A 17,537-nucleotide genomic window follows, 5' to 3' on the forward strand; every position below is an offset into this window, starting at 1 on the left:
GTCCTCTTCCCCGAATGCGCGCCACCTACCACGAGAATCATAGGAGCATGCCCCCCGCCACCAGCATGGCAAGCATCGCGAGCTCGGCCCATTGCAGAAACCATCCGGCCAAATCCCCCGTCACCCCGCCAAAGCGGGACAGGGCAACATGGCGATACCACGCGAGCGCCAAAAGCCCCGCCACCGCTATAAGGGCGCCGACGGCCTGAGCGCACGCGACCATCCCTGCAGCCGAAGCAGCAGCGAAAGCGCAAAGCGGCACGACGATCTCCGCGCGCTTCTTCGCAGGCGAGAGCCCCGCGGCCATGCCGTCCGCCCGCGCGGCAGGCCAGCATTCTACGGCGAGCCCCGAAAGCGCGCGGGAGAACACGAGCGAGCACAGAAGCGCGAGGAACGCCCCCGCCGTAAGCGGCAGCGCGGTGAACAGGGAAAACTGCAGAATAAGGTACACAACAACACCGATGACCCCGAAGGCGCCCGCCCGCGGGTCGTGCATGATCTCGAGCTTTCGCTCGCGCGGGGCCCAACTTGCAAGCGCATCGGAGGTGTCGCAGAGCCCGTCTAGGTGGATGCCTCCCGTCACCGCCACAGGCAGCGCCACGAGCACGGCCGCGACGATGGTCGCGGGCACGCCGAGCAGGTTCGCAACGTGTCCCCACGCCGTCATGAGGAAGCCTTCCGCAAGGCCCACCAGGGGAAACGCGGCAAGCGCATGGGTTGACCCGAAATCGGTCCAGGCCGATTTCGGGACGGGGATGCGCGAGAACGTTCCGAACGCCGCGCCGATTGCCTCTGCTATCTTCACCTTGTAGGTCCTTCGCCTTTCATCCACACGGGAATCCCGCATACCACTTCGACTGCGCGGTCGGCCAGCGCCGCCACGCCCGCATTCACGCGCGCGAGCGCGCGCCTCCATGCCTCGGTCCCCTCATCGTAGCGCATCCCATCGGCGAACACGTCGACGGAGACCACCACCGTATACGCAGCGGCCTGAGCGAGCCGTTCGATGCCTCCGAGCACCTCGCGCGCCGCAGCGTCGGGGTCACGTGGGGACAAGCCGCCTTCCGCGAAGAGCTCGTTCGCAACCAGGTTGCCCACGTCCTCCAAAAGAAGCGTGCAGCCGCACGGAAGCCCGGGCACTGCGGCGCCCACGTCACGCGTGCGCTCGAGGGTGGAAAACCCCTCGCCCTCGCGCATCGCCCGATGGCGCGCGATGCGGCGGGTGCCCTCTTCCCCGAAGGGCTCCATCGTTGCCAGGTACACGCGGGGGCCGTCGTGCCCGAGACACAGGGACTCGGCATAGGCGCTCTTGCCGCTCGCGGCGGCGCCGATAACGAACGTCACCGTCATTTCCCAGCCTCGAAATGCTCGTAAGCAGCCATGCCAGTCGCCGTGAACGTCTTCCCATCCCGGTACACGCGCAGCGCAGAATCCAGAAGGGGCAGATACGCCATGGCGCCCGCGCCCTCGCCCAAATGCATGCCTGCGTCGAGGGGTGCCTTTATGCCGAGCTCGCGAAGGAGCTCCTGGCTTGCGGGTTCGCTTGATGCGTGGGTGCCCACGAGGTAGCCCAAGGCGTTGGGGCACAGGCGCGCCGCGCACAGGGCCGCCGTGCAGGATATGACCCCGTCGAGGAGCGCCGGCGCCTTCGAGGCGGCGGCCCCCAGGTAGAAGCCGCACATCGCCGCGATGTCGAAGCCGCCCACCTTCGAGAGCACGTCGATCGGGTCGGCGGGATCGGGCGAGTTCGTGTCGATAGCACGTTCGACCACGTCGCGCTTGCGCGCGAGCGAGGCGTCCGAGAGCCCCGCGCCGCGCCCGACGAGGCTCCGCGCGTCCGCCCGGATGAGCACTGCGGCCACCGCCGCCGAGGTGGTCGTATTGCCGATGCCCATCTCGCCCGCGGCGAGAAGGCGCACGCCGGCGCGGGCAAGCCCGCACGCGACGGCGATTCCGACCTCGATCGCGCGCACGGCCCCATCACGAGACATAGCGGGGCCATGCGCGATGTTGCCGCTCCCCCGCCGCACGTTCGCGCGCACCATGCGCGCGTCTTCTATGCCCCGGGCCATACCCACGTCGATGGGCACGACCTCGGCACCCGCGAACGCCGCCATGCGGCAGGCGCTCGTGGCCCCCTCGCACATGTTGCGCGCGACGGCTCGCGTCACGTCTTGCCCGCTTTGCGACACGCCTTCGGCAACGACCCTGTTGTCGGAGAAGAATACCGCGAGCGCACGGGGGAACTCGGCCACCTCGGCGCTCCCCTGAGCTGCGGCGATACACGCGACGGCGTCTTCAAAGTCGCCCAATCCCCCCAAGGGGTGCGCGATGGAGTCCCACGCGGCGTACGCGGCGGCGCGGGCGCACTCGTCTGCGGGCGCGATCCGGGAGAGCGCGGCTTCGAGCACGGCACCCGGCGCCGACGAGAACGCGCGCTCGACTTCCTCGCGGATGCAGGCAAGCGCGGTTTCGGTTGCTTCAGCCATGCCGTCTCCTCTCTGCGAACGACGCTGCGGCAGACGCGAACGCGCGCGCAACGTCGGGGTTCGTAGGATAGTACACATGCGGGAAGCCCGCCACCAGGGACGGGGTGGTCGTCATGCACGGCCAGCCCTTGTCGCGCCGGGGCTTCTGCGCCCAGAAGTCGCCGCCCGGGCAGGTGGACTGCCAGTAGTGGAACTCGTGCGCGCGGATGTGTGTGCCGCGCGGCCCGTAGAGACCGTCGCGTTGGGAAGCGAGCTCCACGTACCCGAAACGGGACAGCCTTCCCCCGTTCTCACTTGCGCCCTCAAGGGCGCCCGCAACAGGCCAGCGTCGCCCCTCGTTATCGGCGATTTCGCGCTGCAGGTACAGAAACCCACCGCATTCGGCGACCGTCGGCATGCCGGATTCCACCGCGCGCCGCACCGCCTCGCGCATCGGCGCGTTCTCGGAGAGCTGCCGCGCATGGAGCTCCGGGTAGCCGCCTCCCAGATAGAGGGCGCTTGTCCCCCAGGGCAACTCGCTATCACACAGGGGGCTGAAAAAGGCCAGCTCGCAACCCAGGTCCTCGAGCGCGCGCAGGTTCTCCTCGTAGTAGAACGAGAACGCCTCGTCACGCGCGACGGCGACGATGGGCCGCGCTCCCGCGATCGGCTCCAACCGGTAAGGTTCCTCGCGGATATCGGGTGCCGTCGCCGCTATTTCGAGCAAGCGGTCGACGTCGACGCTCTTTTCCACCAGCTCGGCCATCTTGTCGATGCGCGCGGAGAGTTGCTCGACTTCGTCGGCGGTCACAAGTCCCAGATGCCGGCTTTCGAGCGAGAACGCCTCGTCGGCGGGGATATTACCCAAAACCGCGACGCCCGTGTGCTTCTCGATCGCAGGCGCCGCGTAGGCGCAGGCAGCGGCGCTCGTCTTGTTCAGCACGACGCCGCGCACGTTCGCACAAGGCAGGAACTCGGCGATGCCGCGGATTACGGCGGCGAGCGATAAAGACGCCCCACGCCCGTTCACCACTAAAACGACCGGCGTTTCCGTATCGCGCGCAACCTGGTAGCTGCTCGCGTCGGCCACTCCGGGCGCCATGCCGTCGTAGAAGCCCATGACCCCCTCGAGCACCGCAACATCCGCGCCCGCGGCGCCGCGTACGAGCAGGGCGCGCAGCGTCGGGGCGTCGGTGAAGAAGCCGTCTAAGTTGCCCGAGCGCGCACCCACGACGCGGCGATGAAAGAGCGGGTCAATGTAGTCGGGGCCGCATTTGAAGGCCGCGCATGCAAGACCGCGGCGCGCGAGCGCGCGCAGGAGCGCGCACGTTACGACCGTCTTGCCGCTCCCGCTCGAGGGCGCAGCGACCATGAAGCGCGGGATGGACGTGCTCACCGGGCGCCGCCTTCCCCACCTGCACCACGCGCGCTGACGAGGAACACGGGGTTTTGCGCCTTCATAAGATGGTGCGAGCCTACAGCCTCGGCGCGGGCGGCCGACACCTGGCACGCCTCGAACCCATTAAAGCGCGAACCCGAGAGGAGCGCGCACGCCTCGGTGAGCGTTTCAACGGTGACGCATGGCACGCACAGGCGAACCTGCGAGTTCTTCTCGAGCGCCGCCTCCACGATAGAGGGAAGCTCGCCCGCGCTCCCGCCGACGAACACGGCGTCGGGGACGGGCAGTTTCGCGAGCGCTTCGGGGGCGACACCGGGGACCGCATGCACGTTGCCGCACCCGAATGCATCCGCGTTCTCTCGGATGAGCCGCACGCCGGCCGCGTTGCGCTCGACCGCCCATACCGACCCCGCTCGCGCGACGAGCGCCGCCTCGATCGACACGCTCCCCGTGCCGGCTCCGACGTCCCACACGGTGTCGGTAGCGGTAAGGCGCAGCTTCGCGAGCGCGACGGCGCGCACCTCCTGCTTGGTCATGGGAACGTCGCCGCGGATGAAGAGCTCGTCGGGAATGCCCGAGGAAGCGTACGGCCAGCGGGGGCTCGCGGCGCGGGATGCGCCCGCAGAGTCCGCCGCGGAAGAAGCCGCCGCGGGCGCAGACGCGCCGGCCGGCGCCTCGGAGGCTGCGCTAGAGCCAGCGGGCGACCCGGCGCCGCCTGCGAACTCGATAAGCATCACGTTCAAGTCGTCGAACGTCTGACCTGCGATTTCACTTGCGGTCGCACAGGTGATGCGCTCGTCGGGGTACGACAGGCGCTCGGCCACCGTCACGCGCGCGTCCCCGAAGCCCGCCTGCACAAGTTCGCCCGAAAACCGCGAGGGGTCTTCCCCGCCCGACGTGACGAGGAAGAGCTCACCTGCGCGCTCGGCCTCGGCCACGATGTCGCACGCCACGCCGTGAGCGCTCGCGAAGCGCCAATCCTGCCATGGACGCGCGAGGCGCGCGGCGAGATAAGACGCTGAGCTTATGCCGGGAATGACGCGCACGTCCACCTGCGCGTCGCCGGAGAGCGCCTCTACCAGGCGGCGCGCGCCGCTGAACAGCCCCACATCGCCCGTCATCACGACCACGGCGCGCTGCCACGACGCCGCATCGGTGAGCGCGGCGACGATGTCCGCCGTCTTCACGAGCTCGCATCTCACCACGTCGGGCGGCACGTCGATGCCGGCAAGCGCGCGATGAGCGCCGATGACCACGTCGGCGATGTCGATCGCGTCGAGCGCCGCGCGCGAGAGCAAGTCGGGGTTTCCGGGCCCCGCCCCGATGATCGTTACCTTTCGCATGGAATCTCCCGATACCCGCGCGGCGTGACCATACGGCCGCCTACGCGCTTCGTGCCCGCGTTGCCGACGAACACGGTGGTGAACATGTCGGCATCGAGCTCCCCCAGCTCGGAGAGCCTGCACATTCCCGACTGCTGCCCCTCGCGCCCGATGTTGCGAACCCAGCCGCAGAGCGTGTCGGGGGCCTTCCATTCGAGCATAATCTTCGCCGCGCGCGAGAGCCTGTCGGCGCGCTTTCTGCTGCGCGGGTTGTACAAGCAGATGCAGAAGTCGGTGCTCGCCACGGCGGCGAGCCTGCGCTCGATGACCTCCCACGGTGTGAGCAGGTCGGAGAGCGACACGACCGCGAAGTCGTGGGCAAGCGGGGCGCCGAGCACCGCCGACCCGCTCTGAGCCGCGGTGGCCCCGGCGATAACTTCCACGTCTACATCGGGGTAGTCCTCCGCAAGCTCCAGCACGGGGCTCGCCATGCCGTACACGCCCGCGTCACCGCTGCACACGAGCGCCACGGCTTCTCCGCTCTGCGCGCGCGAAAGCGCCAGGCGGCACCGTTCGACCTCGTGCATCATCGGCGTCGCGAGATGCGCCGCGTCGGGCACGGCGGCGAGCGCGAGCTCCACGTATTTCGTGTACCCCACAACGATGTCGGCCGCCTCGAGCGCGCGCCGAGCCGCAATCGTCATGCCGTCGGGGCCGCCCGGGCCAATCCCCACCACGAAGATCTTTCCCATCACCGCTCCTTAAACGAAAGTTCGATAGTTGCCTTGGAAAACGCGACGGTCACGCCGCCGTGAGCGAGCTTCGGGAAGATAAGTTTGCCCCCGCCCACGAGCGCCGCGCGCTCGCACACGTTGTCGACCCCCACCGTCGCGCGCACGAAATCAGATGGCGAAACACTGCCTTCGACCTGCGACAACTCCTTTGCGGAATACGTCGCAAGCGGGATATTGCGCGCGCGGCAGAAGGCGAGCAGACCCTCCTCGTGCGCCTTCACGTCGATCGTCGCCGCCTCGCGGACGGCCGAAGGCGAGATGCCCGCCTGCCCGCACGCGAGAAGAAACGCCTCCCCGATCGCTTCGGCGCACGCACCGCGACGGCACCCTATGCCCGCAACGATGCAGGGCACGACAAGGCGAAGCGGCTCGGGCGCAGGCGCCTGCGCCCGCACGCCCGCCGGCTTCCCCGTCTCACCGGCGGGCACGACCACGCCCGTTGTCTCCGCCGCGCAAACGGACGCACCCGCATTCGCGCCAGCGAACGGCGACACGACGATATCGGCCCGAGCGCGGTCGGACGCAATGTCAACCCCCTCAGGCGGCTGTCCCGAAATCGGCATGTCGGAATAGAGCGCCACGCGCCCGCCCGAAAGCAGCCGCGCCGACACTCGCTTGATGGCCTCGGGATTCGAAACGGCGAGCCCCGCACGGCGCGCCCACGTATCCACCGCCCACACGCCGCGGACGTCGGTCGCCGTGGTGATGACGGGAATGGCCCCTGCCACGCGTGCCACAGTTTGCGCCAGCTCGTTCGCACCGCCCAAATGCCCCGACAAAAGCGGGACGGCAAAGCGCCCCGCCTCGTCGATCGCCACAACCGCGGAATCGCTTGCCTTCGAGGCGACATGCGGCGCGATAGCCCGCACGGCGATGCCCGCCGCGCCCACGAACAGAAGCGCGTCCGACGCTTCCCACGCGAGCGCCGTCCATGCGCGCAGGTCGACCTTCCCCTCGCCGAACCCGCGCGAAACGGAAACGTCCCAGCCAGGGTCATCTTCACCTGTCTGCGCGCAATCGGAAAGCGCGCGTGCGATGCGCTCCGCCAACGCATGCCCCCTCTCAGTGAACGCTATGCAGGAAACCCTCATCTAGCGCACCACCATCGTCGAGAAGTAGCTGCCCCGATCAGGCACATCGTCGAGCGAGCGGTATACGCGCTCGCCCGGAAGCCCACAGTCCTCTACGAGCTCGGCACCGTCGAAGGCGCCCTCCTCGCGAAGGATGCGTTTCGTGTCCGCAAGCGAGCGGCGCGCCTTCATGACCACCTTCGTCCCCGGCCAGCCGATTGCGCGGCCCACCCCGTACAGCACGCCTTTACTCATACGTCGCCCCCAATTTCCCGATAACTGCATCGGCGCCCGACGTGCGGAAAAGCTCGCGGCGCTCGGCGTCGAACACGACCGCGGCGATGTCGCATGCGCCCGCCGCGCGGCGGCGCAACCTGTCCTCGATTGCCGCAGCGAGCGAGGCGCGCGCAGCGTCCCCCACGCCGGCGGCCTCGATTACCTCGAGCGCCGCCGTGGTCGTGACCGACGACATGATCTCGCGCACGGTCTTCGCGCCCGCGCCGGCCAAGGCCGCGTGGGCGGCCAGAATCTCCGCGCGGCAGTCAGCGGTACGCGAATGGGTGTCCATGATGCCGCCCGCGACCTTCACCAGCTTGCCGATGTGTCCCACAAGAAGGGCATTGGTAAATCCCTCGCGAACGCAGCAATCAATCGCATCGCCCACGAAGTTGGAGATGAAGACCACCGGCACACCGTTTAGGTGGAAATGCCCCGAGATGAACTGCCCGCCGTAGTTGCCGGGCGTGAGCACGACTTCGCGCCGCCCCATAGCCGCATGCTGCCGGATCTCGAGCTCGATGCTGTCGCGCAAGGCAGCGAGGCTGCGCGGCTCGACGATGCCCGTCGTGCCCAGGATGGAGATGCCGCCCTCTATTCCCAGGTGCGGGTTGAAGGTCTTTTCGGCAAGGGAAACGCCCTCGGGTACCGAAATCGTCACAGCAATATTTCCAGAAAAGCCGTGCGCGGCGCACACCTCGCGCACCGCCGAAGTGATCATCGCGCGCGGCGTCGCGTTGATGGCGGCCGCCCCCACCGGCTGCTCGAGCCCGGGCAACGTCACGCGCCCCACGCCCACGCCGCCATCGACGGAAACTTCCGCTTCGCGCGTGGGCACGCCCTTGCTGCCCGCAGCGCCCGTGCCCGACCCCGCATGTTCCACGCGCGCGTACACGAGCACGCCGTCGGTCACATCGGCATCGTCGCCTGCGTCCTTTCGCACGGCGCACTGGGCGCACCCCTCGCCGATACATGCGTCGACCACGTCCGTCTCGACGGGCAGCCCGCCGGGGGTGACGATCGACACGCAGCCGACGGGCTTTCGTGACAAGAGCATCTCGCAGGCCGCCTTCGCCGCGAGCGTGGCGCAGCTCCCCGTGGTATAGCCGCAGCGCAGGCGGGTCGTCCCGGTATATATGTAGTGCTCGAAGGCCACGCTAGCTTCTCGCCTTCCGATACCCCGTGGCAAACGAAGGGTCGTAAAGCTTGCTGCGCTCGTACGACTCCGCTTGCGCGCCATCGTGCGCAAGCCCGCCGCGAGCTCCGAGCACGCGGCCCACCACCACGAGCGCCGTGCGGTCGATGCCCTCTCGCGCGCCCGCATCGGCGAGCGTGCCCACTGTGCAGCGCACCACGCGCTCCTCAGGCCAGGTCGCCTTGTACACGAGCGCCGCCGGCTCGTCGGAGCTGCGGCCCGCGGCCAAAAGCTCGGCGGAAAGCTCGGCGAGCATACCCGAGCTCAGGAAGATGACCATAGTCGAGCCGCTTTCCGCCATGGTGCGCATGCCCTCGCCCGCGGGCATGGAGGTGCGCCCGGAAAGCCGCGTGATCACGACCGACTGGCTGATTCCCGGCAGCGTGTATTCCTGGCGAAGCGCCGCCGCGGCACCGCAAAAGCTCGACACGCCGGGCACCACCTCGTAGTCCACGCCGCGCGCGCCGAGCGCGTCCATCTGCTCCTGGATGGCGCCGTACAGGCACGGGTCGCCCGTGTGCAGGCGCACCACTTCCTCGCCCCGCGCATCTGCCGCGCACATCACGTCGAGCACTTCCTCCAAGGTCATGTGCGCGCTGTCGTAGACGATGCAGGGTTCCTTGCACTCAGCGAGCAGCTCGGGGTTCACAAGGCTCCCCGCCCAAACGACCACGTCGGCCGCGCGCAGAAGACGCACCCCGCGCAGCGTGATAAGGTCGGCGGCGCCCGAACCTGCGCCAACGATATGAATCATCCGAGCCTTCCCTTCCCGTTTCTCGTCGCAACTGTTTGCGTCGCCCTTCGCGCAGCGGGCAAAACACGGCGCCCGCTGCGCGAAGGGCGACGCAAATACGCAGGCAGGAGGCGCAATGCCGCCCGCCCTGGCTTTACACGCCCGCAAGCGCCCACTATGATAGTAACAGTTTCGGCAACGAGCATATGACAATCGGATAAAAGGAAATGACCGGCGCGGCGCCCGCACAGCCCGCGCTGGCTTGCGGAGGGAACCAGGTGGGAATCCTGGGCAAGGGACATTACTGTATAGGACGCGCGGGCGAACCGCCTCGCGCCCCAAGCCAGACTGCTTCGCCTTTTCCTCACGGCATCGCCGTGGCGTTAGCTCCTTGTGAACCCCGAGGGGTGCGCTTTTCTTTCGCTTGTGCCGACAAGCAACTGTCGCCGGGGGACCGGCAAACCGAGGAAAGGAAAAACCATGTCCGACCAGATGTCACGCCGCGGCTTCATGGGCGCCGCAGCAACCGGAGCCGTCGCGCTCGCCGGAGTCGCGCTCGCGGGCTGCTCCAACACCTCCGCGAGTTCCGAGAAATCGAGTGAAAAGGAGAAGGCCGTGAAGCCGGTCATCCTCGTCACGAGCTTCGGCACGAGCTACAACGACTCGCGCCACATCACCATCGGCGCCATCGAAGACGCTATCCGCGAGAAGTACTGGCAGGACTACGACATCCGCCGCGCCTTCACCGCGCAGATCATCATCGACAAGCTGAAGAAGCGCGACGGTATCACGATCGACAACATAACCGAGGCGCTCGACCGCTGCGTGGAAGACGGCGTGAAGGAAATCGTCGTGCAGCCGACGCATCTCATGGGCGGCCTGGAATACACCGACGTGAAAGACGAGCTCGACAAGTACGCCGACAAGTTCGATAAGATCTCGCTCGGCGACCCGCTGCTCACCTCCGACGACGACTACAAGAAGGTGGCCGCAGCCATTAAGGAAAACATGGCGTCCTTCGACGACGGCAAGACGGCGCTGTGCCTCATGGGCCACGGCACCGAAGCCGATTCCAACGCCGACTATGCCAAGATGCAGGAAGTGTTCAAGAACGAGGGCTTGACGCAGTTCTTCGTCGGCACCGTCGAGGCTGAACCGACCTGCGAGGATGTTATCGCCGCCGCGAGCGCCGCAGGCTACAAGAAGGCCGTGCTCGCGCCGTTCATGGTGGTCGCGGGCGACCACGCGAACAACGACATGGCAGACGAGACCGACCCCGACAGCTGGGCTGCGAAGTTCGTGGCCGCCGGCTTCGAAGTGACGTGCCTGCTCCAGGGTCTGGGACAGAACGTCGCGGTCGACGACATCTACGTCTCGCACGTGGACGACGCCATCGCCAAGCTGTAAACTCGCCGCGCACGGGGCGCCGGTCGCGTCCCCGTGCAACGGGCATGCGCCTTCCCCGACTGACGGCGCACGCCCGTTGCATTCGCATCCCGCCCGCCCACCGCACGGCGCGGGCGGTCGGAGCGATTGAAAGGAACCCCCTCCATGTTGAAGAAAACCCTCGCCTTCGCCCTGTCAGCGGCGCTTTTCGCGTTCTCGCTCGCCGGCTGCGGCGGAAATTCAATCGACAGCGCAAAGGCAAGCGATGCCGATTCCCAGGAAAAGACCGAACAGGCGGCCGATGCGCCCGAGGGCGCAAGCGCTGCCCCCATCACCGCCGACAAGGTGGCCGACGGCACCTATCCGATCACCGTAGATTCCAGCTCGAACATGTTCAGGATTGTGGACGCCCAGCTCATCGTGGAAAACGGCTCCATGCACTGCGTGATGACGCTTTCCGGCACGGGCTACGGCAAGCTCTTCATGGGCACGGGCGACGAGGCTGCCGCCGCGAGCGAGGCCGACTTCATCCCCTATGTGGAAAACGCGGAAGGCAAGTACACCTACGACGTGCCCGTTGAAGCGCTCGACGAGGACACCGCCTGCGCCGCGTGGAGTATTAGAAAAGAGCAGTGGTACGACCGCACGCTCGTGTTCGAATCCGCCGGCGTCGATCTGCGCGCCGACGCACTGAAGTAACGCCATGCGGTCGATTCTTCCCAAGGGGGAAAGCAGGAAGCGTCGCAGCATCGCGGTGCGCGCGATCGCCTGCGTTCTCGTCGCCCTGTTCGCGCTTCCCTTCGCGGGGTGCAGTGCGAGCCCGAACGCGACCGGTGGCACGGCAGGCTCTCAGGAATACACTGTGAGCGTCTCGCTCTCCGGCGGGTCAGGGCGCGCAAGCATCGCCTCACCCACCACAATTGTGAAGGATGGCGACACCTACACCGCGACCATCACCTGGTCGAGTTCGAACTACGACAAAATGACCGTCAACGGCGTGGACTACGCGCCCGTAAACGACGGCGGCAACTCCACGTTCGAGATACCCGTCACGCTCGACGAGGACATCGCCGTGTCGGCCGAGACCGTCGCCATGTCGACGCCGCACACCATCGACTACACGCTCCACTTCGACTCATCCACCATGAAGGAGAAATCGGGCGACGATGCAAGCGGCGGCTCCCCTGCGGGAACGGCTTCAAGCGCCGCGGCCGACTTCCACAACGCCGATTTGGGCTGCGGCTGGGAGCCGACGGGGGCGCTTCAGCTTGAATACGCCGAGCACTTCACTGTCGACGAGTACGAAGGCGGCCTGCGGCTTATCTGCATTTCGAACGGGGAGCGCTTCCTCGTGGTACCGCAAGATGCAAAGGTACCTGATGGGTTGAGCTCCGACATCGCGGTCATAAGGCGTCCCGCCAACAAGGTGTACCTCGTGTCGTCGGCGACGATGTGCCTGGTCGACGCGCTCGATGCGAACGACAACATCCTCATGTCGGGCACGAAGGCCGACGATTGCTCGGTCGCGGGCTTCAAAAGCGCACTCGAAAGTGGGGCGATCGCCTACGGCGGCAAGTACAGCGCGCCCGACTACGAGCGAATATCGGCCTCGGGCTGCACGCTCGCCATCGAAAACACCATGATCAACCACACGCCCGATGTGAAGGAAAAGCTGCAGAAGCTCGGGCTCGTCGTGCTCACCGAACAGTCGTCGAGCGAGCCCGAAGCACTCGGGCGCGTCGAGTGGATTAAGCTTTTCGGCGTCCTGTTCGACAAGGAAGACGAGGCCGCGCACCTGTTCAACGAGCAGAAGGCCCGCGTCGAGCAAACGTCGAGGCTCGCGTCGTCAGGTAAAACCGTGGCGTATTTCTACATTAACTCGAACGGGGCCGCCGTCACGCGGCGGGCGGGCGACTACGTGGCGCAGATGATCGAGCTTGCAGGCGGCAACTACGCGCTCGATGACGCGCAGGCGGCGTCGACGTCAGGTTCGTCAGTAACGCTCGAAATGGAGCGCTTCTACGCGACGGCGAAGGATGCCGACATTATCGTCTACAACGGCACCATCGACGAATCGGTTGCCACCTTGAACGACTTCGTAGGCAAAAACGCGCTATTGTCGCAGTTCAAAGCCGTGAAGAACGGCAACGTCTGGGTCACAAGCGCCGACATGTACCAGCAGATGACTTCCAGCGCCGACATTATCGACGAGCTGCACGGGGCGTTCACCGGCGATGACGCGAGCAACTTCCATTATCTGAGGAAGCTCGGCTAGCGCCATGAGAAGCCGGCTTTCCATGACATACGACGAATCGGGGCGCGCCGCGCGGTGTCGCGTCGTGACGGCGCTGCTCGCTGTTGCCCTCATCGTGCTCGTCGGGGCCAACCTGTGCATCGGGAGCGTGCTCGTGCCCGCAGACCACATCCCCGGCATCCTTTCGGGCGGCGCGGCCAATTCCATGGAAATCCAGATCATCTGGGAGATTCGTCTGCCGCGCGTGCTTTCAGCCGTGCTTCTCGGCGGGGCACTTTCGCTCTCCGGGTTCCTGCTGCAGACGTTTTTCAACAACCCCATCGCCGACCCGTTCATCTTGGGCGTCTCCTCGGGCGCAAAGTTCGTCGTCGCGCTTACGATGATCGTACTTCTGGGCGCGAACCAGGCCATGTCCTCGCCGGCCATGGTGGCCGCAGCGTTTCTGGGATCGCTTATCACCATCGGCTTCGTGCTCCTCATCGCACGGCGCATAAGTTCCATGGCCATGCTCATCGTGGCGGGCGTCATGGTGGGATACATCTGCTCGGCGGCGACGAACTTTCTCATCGCCTTCGCCGACGACCAGTCCATCGTGAACCTGCACAACTGGTCTTTGGGTAGCTTCTCGGGTTCGAGCTGGGACGACATCGCGGTCATCGCGGTCGTGGTGATCACCGTGAGCGCATGCGTATTCGCGATATCGAAGCCCCTTTCCGCCTTCCAGCTGGGAGAAGCCTACGCGAAAAGCGTCGGCGTGAACGTCGCACGCTTCCGCGTGGTGCTCGTCCTTCTAGCGAGCATGCTCTCCGCCTGCGTGACCGCGTTCGCTGGTCCGGTGTCGTTCGTAGGCATCGCGGTTCCGCATCTCGTTAAGTCGGCGCTGAAGTCGTCGAAGCCCATCCGCGTGATTCCTGCGTGCTTCTTGGGAGGCGCCATCTTCTGCGCGGGCTGCGATTTGATCGCGCGCACGCTGTTCTCCCCCGTCGAGCTTTCCATCAGCGCCGTCACCGCCATCTTCGGCGCGCCGGTGGTTATCGCACTCATGTTGAAGAAACGAGTGAGGTAGATGGGGGAATTCATGCCGCGGCCCAAAACGCTCAGAGGGGAGTCGAACCTCGAAACCCCGGTCGCAACGAAGGCTGACGGAGCGCCGCTTTTCCGCATAAGCGACCTGTCGGCGGGCTACGACAAGAAGGTCGTAGTCGAAGGCGTCGAGCTGGAGGTTCGCGCGGGCGACGTCGTGGCGCTCATCGGGCCGAACGGCTCGGGCAAGTCGACCATCTTGAAAACCATCACACGCCATCTGGCACCGCTTGCCGGCGCGGTCGAGCTCGACGGGCGGGAGATTTCCCGATGGAAGACGGCGGAGTTCGCAAGGAACCTTGCCGTTATGCTGACAGATCGACCCCGGACCGAGCTCCTCACCTGCCGCGATATCATAGAGGCGGGAAGGCATCCCTACACCGGGCGAATGGGCACATTCTCGCCCGACGACCATAGTCGGGTCGACGAGGCCATGAAAACCGCACATGTGGAAGAGTTCGCCGAGCGCGACTTCATGCAGATAAGCGACGGGCAACGCCAGCGCGTCATGCTCGCACGCGCCATCGCACAGGATCCGCGTGTGCTCGTGCTCGACGAGCCCACGTCATATCTCGATATCCGCTACCAGATCGACCTGCTGCGAATACTTCGCCACCTTGCGAAATCGCGGAATGTGGCTGTCATCATGTCCATCCACGAACTCGAGCTCGCGCAGAAAAGCGCCGACAAGGTGATTTGCGTGAAGGACGGCCGGGTCTTCCGCGCCGGCGCACCCGAGGACATATTCACGCGCGAGACGATTGGCGAGCTCTACGGCCTTCAACATGGCACCTTCAACGAGCGCTTCGGCAGCGTGGAAATTGGGCGCCCACACGGCGATGCGCACACGTTCGTCATCGCCGGCGCAGGTACGGGGTCAGCTGTGTTTCGCCAGCTAATCCGGCAGGGCAAGGCGTTCTACGCGGGCGTTCTGCACGAAGGGGACATCGACTGCGAGCTTGCGCGCGACCTGGCGACGGAATGCGTGGCCGAGCGCGCCTTCGAGCCGATCGGGGATAAAACCATAGCCCGCGCCAAAGAGCTCCTCGTCCACTGCGCGCGTCTTATCGTGTGCCCCGCCGCCTTCGGCACCATAAACGCCCGCAACGCAGAGCTCGTCGAGTTCGCACGCTCGCATGGTATCGAGGTCATGCGAGCGTGCGAAGGCGCATCGGAGGATTCCAAAATTGGAGTGGGAAGGATAAACTGGACTTTCTTTTAAGGATCCTCAGGCTACAGCTCCTACGCCGGCAAGGTCTCCAAGGCGCCGGAGAACCTCAGGAACAGGAATTTCCACGCCGACGAGCCCAACTAGGCCTAATCCAAGCGAGATTCCAGACTCGACAGACCATTGAGAGTCAGATCGTTGGCGACCTCAGAGACGCGCTCGATAGGAACCGAGCCGTCAGACAGCGCCCACGTGCGATAGATACCGATAATACCCGACAGCAAAAACGCCAGATAGTAGTCGAACATTTCGTCCTTGAGACCTTGGGGCAGCAGATCTCGCTCGGCAATCTCGTGCTCGAGCGGCGCACGAAGACGAGCCATGAAATCATCGAGCGGAATATTCTCGATCAGCTGACGATTGAGCACCAAGTTGTTGCACAGTGCCTCATTAACGGTTTTAAAGAAGGTCGCCGCCGCGCCAAGAGCGCGCTCGCTGGTGTCACCGTCCATAGAAGCAAGCGTTTTCTCGACCGAGTCGACAATCATCTCCACCACATCGACGGCAATGGCATCGAGCAGGCCGTCAACCGTACCAAAGTGAACGTAAAAGGTCTTGCGGTCGACATTGGCCTCGCGCGCGATGGCACTCACCGTAATGTCTGCCAGCGGCTTTTCCATGAGCAGGCGCTCGAAAGCCGAAAGGATGGCATTACGGCTGCGAACGATGCGGCGATCAAGACGCGGTTTGCTGGTTGCCATGGGCGTGTCCCTTCGATATGCAAGCATTCATCAACAGATGAGAGATAATCTACGTAAGAGGATTATCCCCCATACAGCACAAATATGCCCCGCATCATGAAGAACGCACGACTGCCCTACTGCGACTTGGGATGCTTCTTCTTATTGAGTGCCGACGGAGATACGCGAATACCATCGCCTGTCTGGCGCACATAGGCTTTATGAGCCGGCTTAGCGGTCCCAGAAGCCTTCTGAGCGCGCTTCTTGGGATCAACGGTAACAGCATTCGTGGGGTGCGGCATAGTGGGCGCAGAGGGCGTCTGAGGCGTGCGGCCGAGCTTGCGCATCACACGATCCCAGCGCGCATGGATGCTCTCGTTGTGGGCGCTCTTAAGTCCCAGCAGGGGCGCAGCCAAAATGGTCGGCGCAATAAACGTAATGAGGCGCCACAGCAGATAGCCGGCGGTCGAAGCCGACCCAAAGAAATGACCCAAGAACAATGCAAAGCCGCCCTCAGCGCCACCAGTTCCACCGGGCAAGGGAACCGCAGAGCTCAGCAGCTGGACAAAGGCGCTCGCGGCCATGACCGAGAAAAAGTCGACCTCGTGGTGGCCAAAGGCAAGCATCAGGAAATACGGCACCAGATAGAAAAACGCGAGCTGCAGCATGGTGATGACCACCGTGAGCAGCATGGAAGAAAAATGTCCGGCCGAAAGCTTGAACTTCTCGGAGAAGGAGTAGATCTCGCCATCGACAAACGTGCGCCATCCCTCGATCTTAGTGGCCGAGACACCAATGCGCTCAAGCCAATTGATGATGCAATGGGCGACGCGCGTGACGGTCTTAGGCATGAGCGCGACGGCGAAGATGCCCAGCAAGATGCAGCAGTGCCCACCAAAGCTAAAGACGCACAGCAACGTCATGTCGCCATAGCGCTCGGCAAAAAACGGCATGCGAGCAAGCAGTAGGATAGCGCCCCAGGCAACGAGGCCAAACTGGTACACGATAAAACGCGTGAATTGCGTGGCGCCGGCCTCGCCCACGTTTTGGCCGGCCTTGGTCAGGCGATAGATTTGAGCCGGGGTGGAGCCCATCATCATGGGCGTCAGGTTACCAAAGAAGATGCCACTCGCCTCGACCGAGATCAGGTCGCGGATGCCGACGGGCGAATTGGGATCGAGCCAGACGGCGATCGCATAGGCCACAATGCCAAAGAACAGGTACATGAACATGCAAAGACACGCGACAACGAGCCATGACGCCTGGACGCTCGACATAGCGGCCCAGAACTGCCCCATCTGCCCGGTTACCACCAGATAGACGATATAACCTACCAGCACGACGCCGATAAAGATGGCGCCGCGGCGTGCGCTCTTATTGTCATCTCCGCCCGAGGCCTCAACCTCGACCTGGGGCTTAGACGTATGCTGAGAGGACTCCGTCATGAGGCTCCTTCTAACAGTCAAAATATCTTGGATATTGTACCCGTAAGGGCCATAGGCAGAACGCAAAGCTCTGGTTCAAACGGGAATTGCAGACGGTTGTTTGAAAATAAAAACCCGACCTTCCATGGGAAGGCCGGGTATCAGATGTATGGTAGCCCGTACCAGATTCGAACTGGTGATCTCCGCCTTGAGAGGGCGGCGTCC

General features: G+C 65.0%; 17 protein-coding genes. 5 read left to right on the forward strand and 12 right to left on the reverse strand.

What is annotated here, in order from left to right; translation table 11 throughout:
* Positions 1 to 37 precede the first annotated feature (37 nt).
* Genes cobS through cobM form a run of 10 tightly spaced genes read right to left on the reverse strand, consistent with a single transcriptional unit; the run spans position 38 to position 9,278 of the window.
* Positions 38 to 916: an adenosylcobinamide-GDP ribazoletransferase gene (cobS, locus tag KSY82_RS07850; protein ID WP_368042049.1), complete on the reverse strand. Its 879-nt coding sequence runs from the start codon at positions 914 to 916 to the stop codon at positions 38 to 40.
* Positions 802 to 1,350, reverse strand: a complete 549-nt coding sequence (locus tag KSY82_RS07855) for a bifunctional adenosylcobinamide kinase/adenosylcobinamide-phosphate guanylyltransferase (protein WP_217750023.1) — start codon at positions 1,348 to 1,350, stop codon at positions 802 to 804. The genes cobS and KSY82_RS07855 overlap by 115 nt, the downstream gene beginning before the upstream one ends.
* The gene (locus KSY82_RS07860; protein WP_217750024.1) at positions 1,347 to 2,489 is read right to left on the reverse strand and encodes a nicotinate-nucleotide--dimethylbenzimidazole phosphoribosyltransferase; all 1,143 of its coding nucleotides are present in this window, start codon (positions 2,487 to 2,489) and stop codon (positions 1,347 to 1,349) included. Before KSY82_RS07860 ends, KSY82_RS07855 begins: the two co-directional genes overlap by 4 nt.
* Positions 2,482 to 3,864 (reverse strand): cobyrinic acid a,c-diamide synthase CobB, encoded by a 1,383-nt coding sequence (locus tag KSY82_RS07865; protein ID WP_368042050.1) that lies wholly within the window; start codon positions 3,862 to 3,864, stop codon positions 2,482 to 2,484. The genes KSY82_RS07860 and KSY82_RS07865 overlap by 8 nt, the downstream gene beginning before the upstream one ends.
* The gene (gene cbiE / locus KSY82_RS07870) at positions 3,861 to 5,210 is read right to left on the reverse strand and encodes a precorrin-6y C5,15-methyltransferase (decarboxylating) subunit CbiE (RefSeq protein ID WP_217750025.1); all 1,350 of its coding nucleotides are present in this window, start codon (positions 5,208 to 5,210) and stop codon (positions 3,861 to 3,863) included. Before cbiE ends, KSY82_RS07865 begins: the two co-directional genes overlap by 4 nt.
* Positions 5,198 to 5,941 (reverse strand): precorrin-3B C(17)-methyltransferase, encoded by a 744-nt coding sequence (gene cobJ, locus KSY82_RS07875; protein ID WP_217750026.1) that lies wholly within the window; start codon positions 5,939 to 5,941, stop codon positions 5,198 to 5,200. The genes cbiE and cobJ overlap by 13 nt, the downstream gene beginning before the upstream one ends.
* Entirely contained in the window at positions 5,941 to 7,074 is a 1,134-nt protein-coding gene (locus KSY82_RS07880) for a cobalt-precorrin 5A hydrolase (RefSeq protein WP_217750027.1), read from the reverse strand. Before KSY82_RS07880 ends, cobJ begins: the two co-directional genes overlap by 1 nt.
* Positions 7,075 to 7,308 (reverse strand): SAM-dependent methyltransferase, encoded by a 234-nt coding sequence (locus KSY82_RS07885; protein ID WP_195503385.1) that lies wholly within the window; start codon positions 7,306 to 7,308, stop codon positions 7,075 to 7,077. It abuts the gene before it with no gap.
* On the reverse strand, positions 7,301 to 8,485 hold the full coding sequence (gene cbiD / locus KSY82_RS07890; RefSeq protein WP_217750028.1) for a cobalt-precorrin-5B (C(1))-methyltransferase CbiD: 1,185 nt from the start codon (positions 8,483 to 8,485) through the stop codon (positions 7,301 to 7,303). Before cbiD ends, KSY82_RS07885 begins: the two co-directional genes overlap by 8 nt.
* Position 8,486: 1 nt before the next feature.
* Positions 8,487 to 9,278: a precorrin-4 C(11)-methyltransferase gene (cobM, locus tag KSY82_RS07895; RefSeq protein ID WP_217750029.1), complete on the reverse strand. Its 792-nt coding sequence runs from the start codon at positions 9,276 to 9,278 to the stop codon at positions 8,487 to 8,489.
* A 459-nt stretch (positions 9,279 to 9,737) separates the two neighbouring features.
* Between cobM and KSY82_RS07900 the strand changes: the two genes are divergently transcribed.
* The 5 genes from KSY82_RS07900 (at position 9,738) to KSY82_RS07920 (ending at position 15,202) form a co-directional block, all read left to right on the forward strand.
* Positions 9,738 to 10,664, forward strand: coding sequence for a sirohydrochlorin cobaltochelatase (locus KSY82_RS07900; protein WP_217750030.1), 927 nt, complete (start codon positions 9,738 to 9,740; stop codon positions 10,662 to 10,664).
* 144 nt (positions 10,665 to 10,808) lie between these two features.
* Entirely contained in the window at positions 10,809 to 11,342 is a 534-nt protein-coding gene (locus KSY82_RS07905; RefSeq protein WP_035138217.1) for a hypothetical protein, read from the forward strand.
* Between the two features lie 4 nt (positions 11,343 to 11,346).
* A complete protein-coding gene (locus KSY82_RS07910; protein WP_217750031.1) occupies positions 11,347 to 12,918 on the forward strand; it encodes an ABC transporter substrate-binding protein in 1,572 nt (523 codons plus the stop codon).
* Between the two features lie 22 nt (positions 12,919 to 12,940).
* Positions 12,941 to 13,963: a FecCD family ABC transporter permease gene (locus KSY82_RS07915; protein ID WP_035138214.1), complete on the forward strand. Its 1,023-nt coding sequence runs from the start codon at positions 12,941 to 12,943 to the stop codon at positions 13,961 to 13,963.
* Positions 13,964 to 15,202, forward strand: coding sequence for an ABC transporter ATP-binding protein (locus KSY82_RS07920; RefSeq protein WP_217750032.1), 1,239 nt, complete (start codon positions 13,964 to 13,966; stop codon positions 15,200 to 15,202).
* Between the two features lie 95 nt (positions 15,203 to 15,297).
* Here KSY82_RS07920 and KSY82_RS07925 read toward each other — a convergent pair whose 3' ends face one another.
* Positions 15,298 to 15,909, reverse strand: a complete 612-nt coding sequence (locus KSY82_RS07925; RefSeq protein ID WP_055309485.1) for a TetR/AcrR family transcriptional regulator — start codon at positions 15,907 to 15,909, stop codon at positions 15,298 to 15,300.
* 116 nt (positions 15,910 to 16,025) lie between these two features.
* Positions 16,026 to 17,333 (reverse strand): lysylphosphatidylglycerol synthase transmembrane domain-containing protein, encoded by a 1,308-nt coding sequence (locus KSY82_RS07930; protein ID WP_055309486.1) that lies wholly within the window; start codon positions 17,331 to 17,333, stop codon positions 16,026 to 16,028.
* Between the last annotated feature and the right edge of the window lie 204 nt (positions 17,334 to 17,537).

Source organism: Collinsella aerofaciens, assembly GCF_019131995.1.
Lineage (GTDB): Bacteria > Actinomycetota > Coriobacteriia > Coriobacteriales > Coriobacteriaceae > Collinsella > Collinsella aerofaciens_S.

Bases quoted from the DNA above. Each gene is read 5' to 3' on its own strand.
- cobS (WP_368042049.1), bottom strand. From the start codon at position 916: ATGGAGGCGCGCGCTCGCGCGCGTGAATGCGGGCGTGGCGGCGCTGGC.
- KSY82_RS07855 (WP_217750023.1), bottom strand. From the start codon at position 1,350: ATGACGGTGACGTTCGTTATCGGCGCCGCCGCGAGCGGCAAGAGCGCC.
- KSY82_RS07860 (WP_217750024.1), bottom strand. From the start codon at position 2,489: ATGGCTGAAGCAACCGAAACCGCGCTTGCCTGCATCCGCGAGGAAGTC.
- cbiE (WP_217750025.1), bottom strand. From the start codon at position 5,210: ATGCGAAAGGTAACGATCATCGGGGCGGGGCCCGGAAACCCCGACTTG.
- cobJ (WP_217750026.1), bottom strand. From the start codon at position 5,941: ATGGGAAAGATCTTCGTGGTGGGGATTGGCCCGGGCGGCCCCGACGGC.
- KSY82_RS07880 (WP_217750027.1), bottom strand. From the start codon at position 7,074: ATGAGGGTTTCCTGCATAGCGTTCACTGAGAGGGGGCATGCGTTGGCG.
- KSY82_RS07885 (WP_195503385.1), bottom strand. From the start codon at position 7,308: ATGAGTAAAGGCGTGCTGTACGGGGTGGGCCGCGCAATCGGCTGGCCG.
- cobM (WP_217750029.1), bottom strand. From the start codon at position 9,278: ATGATTCATATCGTTGGCGCAGGTTCGGGCGCCGCCGACCTTATCACG.
- KSY82_RS07900 (WP_217750030.1), top strand. From the start codon at position 9,738: ATGTCCGACCAGATGTCACGCCGCGGCTTCATGGGCGCCGCAGCAACC.
- KSY82_RS07905 (WP_035138217.1), top strand. From the start codon at position 10,809: ATGTTGAAGAAAACCCTCGCCTTCGCCCTGTCAGCGGCGCTTTTCGCG.
- KSY82_RS07910 (WP_217750031.1), top strand. From the start codon at position 11,347: ATGCGGTCGATTCTTCCCAAGGGGGAAAGCAGGAAGCGTCGCAGCATC.
- KSY82_RS07915 (WP_035138214.1), top strand. From the start codon at position 12,941: ATGACATACGACGAATCGGGGCGCGCCGCGCGGTGTCGCGTCGTGACG.
- KSY82_RS07920 (WP_217750032.1), top strand. From the start codon at position 13,964: ATGGGGGAATTCATGCCGCGGCCCAAAACGCTCAGAGGGGAGTCGAAC.
- KSY82_RS07925 (WP_055309485.1), bottom strand. From the start codon at position 15,909: ATGGCAACCAGCAAACCGCGTCTTGATCGCCGCATCGTTCGCAGCCGT.
- KSY82_RS07930 (WP_055309486.1), bottom strand. From the start codon at position 17,333: ATGACGGAGTCCTCTCAGCATACGTCTAAGCCCCAGGTCGAGGTTGAG.